Below are 13113 nucleotides of genomic sequence, written 5' to 3' on the forward strand. Positions count from 1 at the left end.
GTGCCACGAGGTGTCTCAGGATGCGAGCGGGGCGTCCGTTTTCGCGGGCGGGGAGGCCGGGGAGCCGGGACCGGCCCCGGCGGAGGGCGAGCCCGTCTCGGCACCGACCCGGTTGAGGTCGATGTCCCGGGTCTCCCTTCATCGCCAGGTGGACGACGAGCGAGACGGCGGCACACCCCGCCACGTACCAGTAGTAGGACTCCAGCCCGCCGTTCTTGAACCAGAGCGCGACGTACTCGGCGGTGCCGCCGAAGAGGGCGTTGCCCACGGCGCAGGGCAGGGCGACGCCCAGCGCGCGGATGCCGGTGGGGAAGAGTTCGGCCTTCACGCGGGCGTTGATCGAGGTGTAGTCCGTGATGTTGAGCAGCGCGAGGAGCGAGAGGCCGAGCGCCGGCCAGAACGACCCGGCGTGCCGGAGCGGTCTCAGCCCCGTGTACCCCGGGCCGGCGCCGGTTCCTGCTGGGTGATGCAGTGGATGCCGCCGCCGGCCGCGAAGACCGGGCGGGCGTCGACGGGGACGACGGTGCGGTCCGGGAAGAGGCGGCGGAAGAGCGCGGCGGCCTCGGCGTCGCGCGGGTCGTCGAAGGCGCAGAGGACGACCCCGCCGTTGCACAGGTAGTGGTTGATGTACGAGTAGTCGGCCCACGCCCCGTCCACCTCCAGCACGGTGGGCGCGGGCACCTCGACCACCTCCAGCGGGCGGCCCGCCGCGTCCCGGGCGGCGCGCAGCACGCCGGTGATCTCCTTGCAGACCTCGTGGTCGGGGTGGGCCGGGTCGGGCTGGGTGTGCGCCACGACCACGCCGGGCCGGGCGAAGGCGGCGACGATGTCGACGTGGCCGCGCGTCCCGAACCGCCCGTAGTCACCGGTCAGCCCGCGCGGCAGCCAGACCGCCTTGCTGGTACCGAGCCCCGCGTGGATCTCGGCCTCGGCCTCGGCCCGGCTCAGCCCGGGGTTGCGGTCCGGGTCGAGCTGGACGGTCTCGGTGAGCAGCACGGTGCCCTCCCCGTCGACGTGCAGCCCGCCCCCCTCGTTGACCAGCCCCGTCCGGTACGCCGTGACCCCGGCCAGCGCGGCCACCTCGCCGCCGACCTTCGCGTCGTGCTCCCAGCGGGCCCACTCCTGCGCGCCCCAGCCGTTGAACGTCCAGTCGAGCGCGGCCCGGGCGCCGTCCTCCGCACGGGTGACGAAGGTGGGGCCGATGTCCCTCATCCAGGCGTCGTCCAGCGGGCGTTCGACCACGTCGACGCCGGGACCGAGGAGCGCGCGGGCGCCTTCGGCGCGGCCAGGTCCGGCGAGGACGGTGACCGGTTCGAAGCGGCGTACGGTGCGGGCCACCTCGGCCCAGGCGCGTTCGGCCGAGGCGAGTTCGGCCTCGGTGGCGAAGGTCGGGTTGGGGCCGGGCCAGGCCATCCAGGTGCGCAGGTGCGGCGCCCACTCGGGCGGCATGCGGAAGCCCGGCGGGAGGGTGCCGCGCAGGGACGGGGCGGGGGCGTCGGGCATGGCGGTCCTCAGAGGAAGTAGAGGCGGTTGAGGCTGACGGAGTCGGCGGGGCCGGAGCGGACCGGGTCGCCGTCGAGGGTGACCAGGCCGGTGCGGGCGTCCACGTCGACCTGGCCGGTGCGGGAGTTGAGGAGGAGGTCGGCGGGGCCGATGTTCCGGGTGCCGCGTACGGGGACGCGGCGCCTGCGGGTGGGCAGGGCGTCGGCGCCGAGGCCCCCGGCGGCGCCCGCGACGAAGGCGACGGAGAGCTCGGCGGCGGCCGCGCCGTGCGCGCCGAACTGAGGGCCGAGGACGAGCGGTTCGCTGGTGTCGGTGGCGGCGTTGGGGTCGCCGGTGACGCCGTAGGCGGGGAAGCCGGACTTCAGGACGAGCTGGGGCTTGGCGCCGAAGCACTCGGGGCGCCACAGCACGATGTCCGCCAGCTTGCCGGGCTCCAGCGAGCCGACCTCGTGGGAGAGGCCGTGCGCGCGGGCCGGGTTGACGGTCAGTTTGGCGAGGTAGCGCAGGACGCGGGCGTTGTCGTCGCCCTCGTCGTCGCCGTCCAGCGGGCCGCGTTCGCGCTTCATCTTGGCGGCGAGCTGGAGGGTGCGGCGGATCGTCTCGCCGGCCCGCCCCATCCCCTGCGCGTCGGAGGAGGTGATGCCGATGGCGCCCAGGTCGTGCAGGACGTCCTCGGCGCCCATCGTCGACTCGCGGACGCGGTCGCGGGCCATCGCGGCGTCGCCGGGCAGCTCGGGCTTGAGGTCGTGGACCGAGACGATCATGCCGTAGTGCTCGGCGACGGCGTCCCGGCCGAAGGGCAGCGTCGGATTGGTGGAGGAGCCGATGACGTTCGGCACACCCGCCATGCGCAGCACGTCGGGGACGTGGCCGCCGCCGCACCCCTCGATGTGGAAGGCGTGGATGGTGCGGCCGTCGAGCACCTGGAGGGTGTCCTCGACGGAGAGGCATTCGTTGAGGCCGTCGCTGTGCAGGGCCACCTGCACGTCGTACTCCTCGGCGACGCGCAGCGCGGTGTCCAGCGCCCGGATGTGCGCCCCCATGTCCTCGTGCACCTTGAACCCGCACGCCCCGCCCTCCGCCAGCGCCTCGACCAGCGGCGCGGCGTCGGAGGAGGAACCCCGGGCGAGGAAACCGATGTTGACGGGCCAGGCGTCGAAGGCGGCGAAGGCGTGGCGCAGGGCCCACGGCGAGTTCACGCCGACGCCCCAGACGGGGCCGAACTCCTGGCCGATGATCGTGGTCACGCCGGAGGCGAGGGAGGCTTCCATGACGCGGGGCGAGAGCAGGTGCACGTGAGTGTCGATCGCCCCGGCGGTCGCGATCAGCCCCTCCCCCGACACGATCGTGGTGCCGGTACCGACCACCACGTCGACCCCGTCGAGCGTGTCCGGGTTCCCCGCCCGCCCGACGGCATGGATACGGCCCTCGCGGACGCCGATCGAGACTTTGCGGATGCCGAGCACCGCGTCGATCACCAGCACGTTGCTGATCACCAGGTCGCAGGTGTCGCGCACGGCGGCGGCCCGCAGGTGCAGCCCGTCCCGCGCCGTCTTCCCGAACCCGGCCAGGAACTCGTCCCCCGGCCGCTGCGCGTCGGCCTCGACCCGCACCGTCAGCCCCGTGTCACCGAGCCGCACCCTGTCCCCTGCGCGGGGGCCGTGGACGGCGGCGTAGGCGTAGGGGTCGGAGGCGCCGGCCGCCTCGTCGGGCGCGGTACGGCGGCCGTGCGGGGTACGGGCCAGATGCGGGAAGGCGCGGGGGCGCGGGGTGAGGTCGTCAGGGAGGGCCGGATCGGCGGGGTGGCTCATGCGTCGGTCTCCGGGGCGGGGGTGGCGCCGGGCGGGGCGGGGTCCGTCCCGGGCGTTTCTGCGCCGAGGTAGCCGCAGGCGGCGGCGCGGCGCAGGGCCTCGGCGCGGGCGCCGGGGGCTTCCAGCGGGCCGTCGACCAGCCCGGCGAAGCCGATGACGACGCGCGCCCCGCCGATCTCCACCAGCCCCGCCTCGCGGGTCTCGCCCGGGCCGAAGCGGAGCGAGGAGCCGGCCGGGACGGCCAGGCGCATGCCGTAGGCGGCAGCCCGGTCGAAGCTCAGGCGCGGGTTGGCCTCGAAGAAGTGGAAGTGCGAGGTGACGCTGACCGGGACCGTGGCGGTGTTGGTGACCGGGAGGGTCAGCACGGGGCTCGGCTCGGTGTGGGGCGGGCCCGGGAGCAGGGCGCCGGGCGCCTGGTCGCCGGTGTGGCCGCCGCCGATGGGGTCGGTCAGCACGGCGAGCCGGGACCCGTCCTCGAAGACCGCCTCGACCTGGATCTCGGTCAGCACGTCGGCGACACCCGGCAGCACGTCGTCCGGCCCGAGCACCGCCCGCCCCGCCGCCACCGCCTCCGCCAGCCGCGCCCCGTCCCGCGCCACCTCGCAGACCGTGTCCGAGATGAGCGCGGTCGCCTCCGGAACGTTCAGCCGGAGCCCGCGCGCCTGCCGGGCCCGGGCGAGCTGGGCGGCGTTGAAGATCAGGAGGCGGTCGCGTTCGGTGGGGGTCAGGCGCATGGGGGTCCTGGAGGGGTGGGCGGGCGGGCGATGGAGCGTCACCCTATCTAAAGCATTTAGGTTTTCCAATGGATGGCGGACGGCAGGGCGGGCGCTTGGGTCGGGGGCGGCCGCGGGAGCCCTCAGAGGCGGGGCCGGGCAAGGGGCGGCCCCGAGTCCGGGTAAGGGGCAGCCCCGCCACGTCGCCCCATACCTGCGGCGCAGCGTGGAGGGTCGCACGCCGCGCACCACGTGCCCCGTAAAGCCGCAGGTCGCGCGCCCCGTGACCGCCCCGTACGCCGCGCGCCCCACCACGGCGCAGGTAAGCCCGACGCCGCGGCGGCACCCCTTACCGAAGCCAGCGCCGCCCCCGCCCCGAAACGGCCCGCCGCCCCCGCATCCGCTGCGGGGACGACGGGCCGTCCCGGTCGTCCGATCGGTCCGGTGCCAGGCGCTCGCACGCGCCCGGCACCGGACCTTCAAGACTCAGCCCAGCGGGTGCATCCACCCGTGGCGGTCCTCCGTGCGTCCCGTCTGGAGGGCGAGGAGGGCCTCGCGGAGGCGGAGGGTGACCTCGCCGGGTTCGCCGGTGCCCTGGGTCCACTCGTCGGTGGCGGTCTTGACCCGGCCGACGGGGGTGATGACGGCGGCCGTGCCGCAGGCGAAGACCTCGGTGAGGGCGCCGCTGCGGCTGTCCTCGCGCCACTGGTCGATGGAGACGCGGCCCTCCTCGGCCCGGTAGCCGAGGTCGGCGGCGAGGGAGAGGAGGGTGTCGCGGGTGACGCCGGCGAGGAGGGAGCCGGTGAGGGTGGGGGTGACGAGGCGGTCGCCGTAGACGAAGCAGAGGTTCATGCCGCCCAGTTCCTCGACCCACTTGTGCTCGACCGCGTCGAGGTAGGCGACCTGGTCGCAGCCCTCGGCGGCGGCCTCGGCCTGGGCGAGGAGGGAGGCGGCGTAGTTGCCGCCGGTCTTGGCGTCGCCGACGCCGCCGGGCACGGCGCGGACACGGTTTTCGGAGAGCCAGATCGAGACGGGCTTGACGCCGCCGGGGAAGTACGCGCCGGCCGGGGAGGCGATGACCACGAAGAGGTACTCGTTGGCGGGCCGGACGCCCAGCCCGATCTCCGTGGCGATCATGAAGGGCCGCAGGTAGAGGGATTCCTCGCCGCCGTGCGGCGGGACCCACGCCTTGTCCTGGGCCACCAGCAGGTCGCACGCCTCGATGAAGGTCTCCACGGGCAGCTCGGGCATGGCCATGCGGCGCGCGGAGGCCTGGAAGCGGCGGGCGTTGGCGTCGGGGCGGAAGGTCGCCACGGAGCCGTCGGGGCGGCGGTACGCCTTGAGCCCCTCGAAGATCTCCTGGGCGTAGTGGAGGACGTTGGTGGCGGGGTCGAGGGAGAGCGGCCCGTAGGGGACGAGCTGGCCGTCGTGCCAGCCTCGGCCCTCGGTCCACTTCACGGTGACCATGTGGTCGGTGAAGTGCCGGCCGAAGCCGGGGCGGGCGAGGAGCGCCTCGCGCTCGGCCTCCGGGAGCGGGTGCGCGGAGGGCTTCAGTTCGATCGTCGGCGTCGTCATGAGTGGTGTCCTTCACGTGTGGTGGTGACGGACCGCGCTCACGCCCGTACCCCTGAGTGGTGCGTGTCCGGGGTGCTGTCTCGCACTCCGGTCAGCTGTGCACCATACGGACGTCCGGGTATCGCCTCATTTTCCGCGGCCCCACGTTCGATTATCGCGCCGGAGGGGGCGGTGAGGGAACGCCGAGGAGTCCACCGCCGCGCCGAATGTGTCACGCGGCGGAGCGGCAGGGGGGGTCCGGGGTGAGCGCGGGCCCTGGGTTGTCGCACCCGGGGCCGCCCATGAGGAAGCCGCCGGGTTGTCCCGTGGGGGACCCGGCGGCTTCGGGTGTCGCGCGCCGGGTCAGCCGGCTACTCGTCCGGCGAGCGCGTCGCCGATGGCGTCGGTGGTCCGCGCGGTTCCGTCGCGCTCCGCGAGGTCGGCGGAGACGGCCTCCTCGATGCGGGCGGCCTGGGCCTCGTAGCCGAGGTGACGCAGCAGGAGGGCGACGGAGAGGATGGTGGCGGTCGGGTCGGCCTTGCCCTGCCCGGCGATGTCGGGGGCGGAGCCGTGGACCGGCTCGAACATCGACGGGAAGGCGCCCGTCGGGTTGATGTTGCCGGAGGCTGCCAGGCCGATGCCGCCGGTGACGGCCGCGGCGAGGTCGGTGATGATGTCGCCGAAGAGGTTGTCGGTGACGATGACGTCGAACCGCTCGGGCTGGGTGACGAAGAAGATCGTCGCGGCGTCGACGTGCAGGTAGTCGGTGGTGACGTCCGGGTACTCGGCGGCGACCTTGTCGAAGGTGTTCTTCCACAGGTGGCCGGCGAAGACGAGCACGTTGTTCTTGTGGACCAGCGTGAGCTTCTTGCGGGGCCGCGCCTGGGCGCGGGCGAAGGCGTCACGGACCACGCGCTCCACGCCGTACGCCGTGTTGACGCTGACCTCGGTGGCGACCTCGGCAGGGGTGCCGGTGCGCAGCGACCCGCCGTTGCCCGTGTAGGGGCCCTCGGTGCCCTCGCGGACCACCACGAAGTCGATCTCCGGACGGCCGGCCAGCGGGGTGGCGGTGTTCGGGAAGAGCTTCGAGGGGCGGAGGTTGACGAAGTGGTCGAAGGCGAAGCGGAGCTTCAGCAGCAGGCCGCGCTCGAGGACGCCGGAGGGGACCGAGGGGTCGCCGATGGCGCCGAGGAGGATCGCGTCGTGCTCCTTGAGCGCCTCCAGCTCCGCGTCGGGCAGGGTCTCGCCCGTGCGGTGCCAGCGGCGCGCGCCGAGGTCGTACTCCTTGGTCTCCAGCTTCACATCCTCGGGGAGGACCGCGTTGAGGACCTTCAGACCCTGGGCGACGACCTCCTGGCCGATGCCGTCACCGGGGATCACTGCGAGATTGATGCTGCGAGACATGGTCGCACCCTACTCCTCGTCCCACGGGGTGACACGGAGCGTCCATCATGCGGACACACGCGCCCGCCCGTGGCCGTGGGGCCGGGCGGGCGCGGTGGGGTGGCTCAGTGACCGGTCGAGCCGCCGTTGTCGCGACGGTCCAGGGCACGCTGGAGTGCGGCGGCGGCGTTGCGGCGGTCGGTCTCGGTGGCCCGGTGGGCGCGGCGGGAGCGGCGGGCGGCGGAGGTCGTCTCTGCGGACATGGGGAGACTCCTTGCAGATCGCTGGGATCACTGGGGCACCGGACGGTTTCGCCGGGATCGGCGGAGGGCGCTGGACCTGGGGAACGGGCGGCCGCTCCGGCCCGTGACACGGCGGACCGCGTCCGGAACGGGTGGCCTGAACCCCGCGACCGGGCCGGGCGGCCGGATGGGCGGCCGCCGAGGGATCGCGCGGGAGGTCGGGCGCCGGGAGGGACGGGGCTCCGGGCCAGCAGGGATTGCCTGCTCGGGGCGCGGAGGCACACCCGTCATTCGCTGGTTCCAGCGAGACGTTCGGCTCCTACAAAGCTAGACCTGCGGCCCGCTTCTGTCTCCACAGTTACTCGGGCTTCCTACTATCTGAGACGGCTTCGTCCGAACGCGCCCCCCGTGAGCCGCCTCCGCGCCCCTTGCGCGCCAGCTCACGCCGGGTTTCCGCTTGCCGGAGCGGCCTGCGCCGACCGGGTGGCACAGCCCACACCGCTCCCCCGCCGACGCGCCGTCGACCCCGGCGGGCGTACTCAGAGCCTCTGAGTACGCGCACCGTTCCGGCGCCCGCGCCCCGCCGCCAGAGTCGGAGCCATGAACGGCCTCTACGCACTGAAGCCCTGGTACGCGGACCGGCTGTCCGGGGTGCGCGGCGCGCTCGCCCGGCGCCGGGTCTCCCCCGACGCCCTCACCGCCGCGGGCGTCGCCGCCGCCGCGGCCGCCGGCGGGGCCCTCGCCCTGCTCCCGTCGGGGTGGGCCGCCGCCCCCGTCGCGCTCCTGCTGGCGGCGCGGCTGGCCTGCGCCAACCTCGACGGGGCGCTGGCCCGCGACACCGGCCGCTCCACCCGGCGCGGCGCGCTCCTCAACGAGGCGGGCGACCGGGCCGCCGACCTCCTGGTGATCGCGGCGTTCTGGGCGGTGGCACCGGGCTGGCTGGTCGCCCTGGCGGCCTGCGCCGCGACGCTGCCCTCCTGGGTCTCGCTGGCGGGGGCGGCGGCCGGGGCACCCCGGCTCAACGGCGGCCCGGCCGGCAAGACCGAACGCTGCCTGCTCGCCGTCGTGGCCGCGGCCACCGGCTGGTACGCCCCGGTCCTCGCGGTGATCGCCGTCGGCTCCGCCGCCACCGCTCTGCTGCGCGGGGTACGCCTGTGGCGGGAGCTGGGCGCGGCGGACCGCGCCGCGAGCGCCCCGTACGGGGCCACGCCGCCCTCCGCCGTCCCGTCGGCCGCCGCCACCGGGGGCACCCGATGACCGCCGCCCTCGCCACCACGGAGCTGCTCGCCCGCGCCGTCCCGGTGGTCGGCGGCGCGCTGGGCCTCGGCGGGGTCGCCGTCGCCGCGCTCCCGGCCCGGGTACGGCTCCGGGCGGAGCTGCGGCGCCGGTGGCGTACCTGGGTGCTGGCCGCGCCGCTCTTCCTCGGGGCGTTCCTCGCCGGGCCGCCGGGGGCGTTCGCACTGGCCGCCGGGCTCGGGGTGGTCGCGGTCGCCGAGTACGCGCGGCTGGCGGGGCTGGGCCGGGGTGAGTGGGCGGTGCTGACCGGCGCGGCCCTGCTGCTGCCGCTGCTCGCGTGGCGGGCCCCGGAGCGGCTCGGCCTCCAGGCGGCGGCGCTGCTGCTGGTCGCGGCCGCCCTGCCGGCGCTGCTGGGCGGGGACGCGGAGCGGGGGTTCACCCGGGCGGGGCGGACGGTCTTCGGGCTGCTGTGGATACCGGTGGCGCTGTGCGGCCTGGTCCTGCTGGGCCCTGCGGCGCTGGCGGTGGGTGTGGCGGTGTCGTTCGGGGACGTGGGCGCGTGGTGCGGCGGGACGGCGCTGGGCCGCCGGGGGCCACTGGCCCGGCCGCTCTCGCCGCTCTCCCCGGCGAAGACCTGGGCCGGGGTGGCGGGCGCGGCGGCGGCGACGGGTGCGGTGCTGGCGGCGCTCGGGGCGTGGTCGCCGGGGCTGTGGGCGGCGGCGCTCGGCGGGTGCGTCTTCGGGGACCTGCTGGAGTCGATGGTGAAGCGGGAGGCAGGGGTGAAGGACGCGGGGAGCTGGCTGCCCGGGTTCGGCGGGCTGCTCGACCGGATCGACTCGCTGCTCGTCGCGCTCGCCCTGGCCCTGGTGGTGGCGGCGTGAGCGCGGCCACGCCCGAGGCGGCGCCCCGCACCGCGCGCCCCGTGCCCCGGGCGGGCGCCCTGCTCCGTCGCCTCCTGTGGTGGTGCGTGCTGACGCTGACCGGCGGGGTGGAGCGGCGCGGGGCGCTGCCGCCCGGCGGGTGCGTGGTGGTCGCCAACCACACCTCGCACGCCGACACCGCGGCGCTCCTCGCCACGCTCGACGCACGGCACGCCCCGCTGATCGGCGCCGCCGCCGACTACTGGTTCGCCTCGCCGTGGCGGCGCCGGATCTGCGGGCGGCTGGCGGCGGGCTTCCCGGTACGGCGCACCGGGGGCGGCCTCGGGGACCTGCTGGAGCGCGCGGCGGAACTGCGGGCGGGCCGCGCCGTGGTGCTCTTCCCCGAGGGGACACGGGGCGGGGGCGACGGACGGCTCGGCACCTTCCACCGGGGGGCGCTGCTGCTGGCCCGTCAGGCGGGCGTACCGGTGGTGCCGGTGGGCATCGCGGGGACGGGGCGGCTGCTGCCCAAGCACGGCCGGCTCCGCCCGGCGCTGGTGCGGGTCCGCGTCGGCACCCCGCTCGGCCCGTCGGCGGAACCGGAGGAGGCCCGTGCGGCGGTGGCCGCGCTGCACGCCCGTACCGTCGCCGAGCCGCTGCGGGACTCGGCCGTGCGGCGGCGGGTGGCGGCGCTGGTCGCCCGGCGGGGACCGCTGCTGGCCTTCGTGTGGGCGTGCGCGGAGGCGTTGAGCTGGCCGCTGATGCCGGAGCTGCTGCTGGGCGTCGTCTGCGTGGCGGTGCCCCGGTCGGCGCTGCGGGTGTCGCTGGCGGCGCTCGCCGGGAGCGTGGCGGGCGGTCTGCTGGCGCTGCACCTGGCGGCGGCCGGCGCGGAGCTGCCCGCGCCGCTGACCACGGACCGGATGCGGAGCGAGGCCCGCGTGACGCTGGAGCGCGACGGCGCCCGGGCGGTCCACGCCCAGCCCTGGAACGGCGTTCCCTTCAAGGTGTACGCCGCCGAGGCGGGCCGCGCCGGGACGGACACCGGGGCGTGGCTGGCGCACAGCACGGCCGCGCGCGGCGCCCGGACGCTGGGCGTGGGCGCCGCGTTCGGCCTTCTCGGGTTTCTGCTGCACCGGCTGCGGCGGCTGTACGGGGTGTACCTGGTGCTGCTGGGCGGCGGTTTCGCGGTGGGGCTGGGGCTGATCGTGCGGGGCTGGGCGTGAGGCGGCGTACCCCGGCTCCGGTGTCAGCCCGGGGGCTGCCCCGTGGCCCGGGCCCGGAGCGCCGCGACAGTCGTCCCGGGCACCCCGGCGGCGGCCAGGTAGGCGGCGCCGTCGAACCAGCGGGCGACCTTGAGCATCTCGGCGTAGGGGCTGGTGGCGTGGGACCGGTAGGCGGCGGCCAGCTGGGCGGCCTCCTCGGCGCGGCCCATGGTGGTGAAGACGGGGGTCATCCGCTCCTCGCTGAGGGCGTAGTCGGCGGCGATCTCCTCGGGGGTGGCGCCGGCGAGGGAGAGGAGGAGCAGGGAGACGAGGCCGGTGCGGTCGCGTCCGGTGGCGCAGTGGAAGGCGACGCCGCCCGGCGCGGCGGCGGCGAGGGCCTCGGCGGTGGCGGCGACGCGCTCGGGGAAGTGGCCGAGGAACGGCCGGTAGTGCAGGGGGGTACCCCAGCGCCAGTCGGTGAACCAGGGCTCCCAGAAGGCGGTGTCCGCGACGTCCTCCAGCGGGAGGCGCACGGTGGTGATCCCCTCGGGGCGCAGCGCGGCGTCGGCGCCTTGTTCGTCGTCGTTGCGCAGGTCGAGGACGGTGCGTACGCCGTGGGCGTGGGCGGCGGCCCAGCCGGCGGCGGTGAGCTTCTCGACGGAGTCGGCGCGGACGAAGGCGCCGTCGGTGTGGCGGCCGAGGCCGCCGAGGTCGCGGACGTTGAGGCAGCCGTCCCAGGTGAGGTGGCGGCGGGCGTGCGGATCGGGCGGCGCGGCGGCGGCCATGGCGGGGGTCCCCTCCCTCGTCACCGGGCGGCCCGTGGCGGCGCCCGGACAGCCGCAGCGTAGAAGGTGCCGGCGCCGGACATGACACCGCCCCCGGCCGGTCGGGGGGAACCGGGCGGGGGCGGAGCACGGGGGGACCGCCGCGTGGGGCGGCGGCCCGGCGGGCGGAGGTCAGCCCATGTGGGGGTAGCGGTAGTCGGTCGGCGGGACCAGCGTCTCCTTGATGGCGCGGGTCAGCGTCCAGCGCATCAGGTTCTGCGGGGCACCGGCCTTGTCGTTGGTGCCGGAGGCGCGGCCGCCGCCGAAGGGCTGCTGGCCGACGACGGCGCCGGTCGACTTGTCGTTGATGTAGAAGTTGCCGGCGGCGTAGCGCAGCTTGTCCATCGTGTACGCGGCGGCGGCACGGTCGTTGGCGATGACCGAACCGGTCAGCGCGTAGTCCGAGACGGACTCCATCTGGTCGAGCATGGCGTCGTACTGGTCGTCCTCGTAGACGTGGACGGCGAGGATCGGACCGAAGTACTCGGTGGTGAAGACCTCGTTCTCGGGGTCCGTGCACGCGATGACGGTCGGGCGGACGAAGTAGCCGACCGAGTCGTCGTACGTGCCGCCCGCGATGATCGTGCAGGTCGGGTCGGCGGCGGCGCGGTCGATGGCGGCCTTGTTCTTGGCGAAGGACCGCTCGTCGATGACGGCGCCGATGAAGTTCGACAGGTCGGTGACGTCACCCATGGCGATGGCGTCGACCTCGGCCGCGAACTCCTCCTTGAAGCCGTTGTTCCAGATCGAGGCCGGAACGTAGGCGCGCGAGGAGGCCGAGCACTTCTGGCCCTGGAACTCGAAGGAGCCGCGGGTCAGGGCGGTCTTGAGGATCGCCGGGTCGGCGCTCGGGTGGGCGACGACGAAGTCCTTGCCGCCGGTCTCGCCGACGAGACGCGGGTACGTGCGGTACTTCTCGATGTTGTTGCCGACCGTCTTCCACAGGTGCTGGAAGGTCTTGGTGGAGCCGGTGAAGTGGATGCCGGCCAGGTCGCGGTGGCCCAGGGCGACCTCGGAGACGGCGAGACCGTCGCCGGTGACCAGGTTGATGACGCCCTTGGGCAGCCCGGCCTCCTCCAGGAGCTGCATGAGCAGCACGGCGGCGTGGGTCTGCGTCGGGGACGGCTTCCACACGACGACGTTGCCCATCAGCGCGGGCGCGGTCGGCAGGTTGGCGGCGATGGCCGTGAAGTTGAACGGCGTGATCGCGTAGACGAAGCCCTCCAGCGGGCGGTGGTCCATGCGGTTCCACACGCCCTGGGAGTTGGCCGGGGGCTGCTCGGCGAGGATCTGGCGCGCGTAGTGCACGTTGAAACGCCAGAAGTCGATGAGCTCGCAGGGGGTGTCGATCTCGGCCTGCTGGGCGGTCTTCGACTGGCCGAGCATGGTGGAGGCGGCCAGCGTCTCGCGCCAGGGGCCCGACAGCAGCTCGGCGGCGCGCAGGATGATCGCGGCGCGGTCGTCGAAGGACATGGCGCGCCAGGCCGGGGCGGCGGCGAGGGCCGCGTCCACGGCGTCCTGGGCGTCCTGCTCGGTGGCGTTGGCGCCGGTGCCGAGGACGGCCTGGTGGTTGTGGGGCTGGACGACCTGGAACTTCTCACCGGCGCCGAGGCGCTTGACGCCGCCGATGGTCATCGGCAGCTCGATGGGGTTCTCGGCCAGCTCCTTGAGCTTGGCCTCCAGACGGGCACGCTCGGGGGAACCGGGGGCGTAGCCGTGGACCGGCTCGTTGACCGGGGTGGGGACCTTGGTCACTGCGTCCATGGGTCTCGTGACTCCTTTGGT

11 protein-coding genes and 1 pseudogene are annotated in these 13113 nt (G+C 75.2%); 3 read left to right on the forward strand and 9 right to left on the reverse strand.

What is annotated here, in order from left to right:
- Positions 1-15: 15 nt before the first annotated feature.
- The 7 genes and pseudogenes from OIM89_RS06850 to OIM89_RS06880 form a co-directional block, all read right to left on the reverse strand.
- A pseudogene (locus OIM89_RS06850) lies at positions 16-418 on the reverse strand (alpha-ketoglutarate transporter); the annotation flags it as partial.
- A 5-nt stretch (positions 419-423) separates the two neighbouring features.
- Positions 424-1503: an agmatine/peptidylarginine deiminase gene (locus OIM89_RS06855; RefSeq protein ID WP_217466485.1), complete on the reverse strand. Its 1080-nt coding sequence runs from the start codon at positions 1501-1503 to the stop codon at positions 424-426.
- Between the two features lie 8 nt (positions 1504-1511).
- Positions 1512-3314 (reverse strand): urease subunit alpha, encoded by a 1803-nt coding sequence (locus OIM89_RS06860; protein ID WP_226964452.1) that lies wholly within the window; start codon positions 3312-3314, stop codon positions 1512-1514.
- A complete protein-coding gene (gene ureA, locus OIM89_RS06865) occupies positions 3311-4048 on the reverse strand; it encodes an urease subunit gamma (protein ID WP_195730315.1) in 738 nt (245 codons plus the stop codon). Before ureA ends, OIM89_RS06860 begins: the two co-directional genes overlap by 4 nt.
- Positions 4049-4513: 465 nt before the next feature.
- Complete coding sequence (locus OIM89_RS06870) at positions 4514-5602, reverse strand: branched-chain amino acid aminotransferase (RefSeq protein WP_030699504.1); 1089 nt, start codon at positions 5600-5602, stop codon at positions 4514-4516.
- A gap of 342 nt (positions 5603-5944) precedes the next feature.
- Complete coding sequence (locus OIM89_RS06875) at positions 5945-6985, reverse strand: 3-isopropylmalate dehydrogenase (protein WP_003951041.1); 1041 nt, start codon at positions 6983-6985, stop codon at positions 5945-5947.
- Positions 6986-7089: 104 nt separating this feature from the next.
- Positions 7090-7227, reverse strand: a complete 138-nt coding sequence (locus OIM89_RS06880; protein WP_023416843.1) for a hypothetical protein — start codon at positions 7225-7227, stop codon at positions 7090-7092.
- 579 nt (positions 7228-7806) lie between these two features.
- On the opposite strand from OIM89_RS06880, the gene OIM89_RS06885 reads away from it, so the two are divergent.
- From OIM89_RS06885 to OIM89_RS06895, 3 genes are read left to right on the forward strand one after another with little or no spacing between them, the layout of a single operon-like run.
- The gene (locus tag OIM89_RS06885) at positions 7807-8463 is read left to right on the forward strand and encodes a CDP-alcohol phosphatidyltransferase family protein (protein ID WP_047467086.1); all 657 of its coding nucleotides are present in this window, start codon (positions 7807-7809) and stop codon (positions 8461-8463) included.
- Positions 8460-9323: a phosphatidate cytidylyltransferase gene (locus OIM89_RS06890; protein WP_030699506.1), complete on the forward strand. Its 864-nt coding sequence runs from the start codon at positions 8460-8462 to the stop codon at positions 9321-9323. Before OIM89_RS06885 ends, OIM89_RS06890 begins: the two co-directional genes overlap by 4 nt.
- On the forward strand, positions 9320-10525 hold the full coding sequence (locus tag OIM89_RS06895; protein WP_030699507.1) for a lysophospholipid acyltransferase family protein: 1206 nt from the start codon (positions 9320-9322) through the stop codon (positions 10523-10525). Before OIM89_RS06890 ends, OIM89_RS06895 begins: the two co-directional genes overlap by 4 nt.
- Before the next feature lie 23 nt (positions 10526-10548).
- On the opposite strand, the gene OIM89_RS06900 is transcribed toward OIM89_RS06895, so the two are convergent.
- The gene (locus OIM89_RS06900; protein ID WP_226964450.1) at positions 10549-11289 is read right to left on the reverse strand and encodes a tyrosine-protein phosphatase; all 741 of its coding nucleotides are present in this window, start codon (positions 11287-11289) and stop codon (positions 10549-10551) included.
- Positions 11290-11460: 171 nt separating this feature from the next.
- Entirely contained in the window at positions 11461-13092 is a 1632-nt protein-coding gene (pruA, locus tag OIM89_RS06905; RefSeq protein WP_030699509.1) for an L-glutamate gamma-semialdehyde dehydrogenase, read from the reverse strand.
- Positions 13093-13113 lie beyond the last annotated feature (21 nt).

The sequence above is a fragment of the Streptomyces sp. BI87 genome, from assembly GCF_025957665.1.
Lineage (GTDB): Bacteria > Actinomycetota > Actinomycetes > Streptomycetales > Streptomycetaceae > Streptomyces > Streptomyces albidoflavus.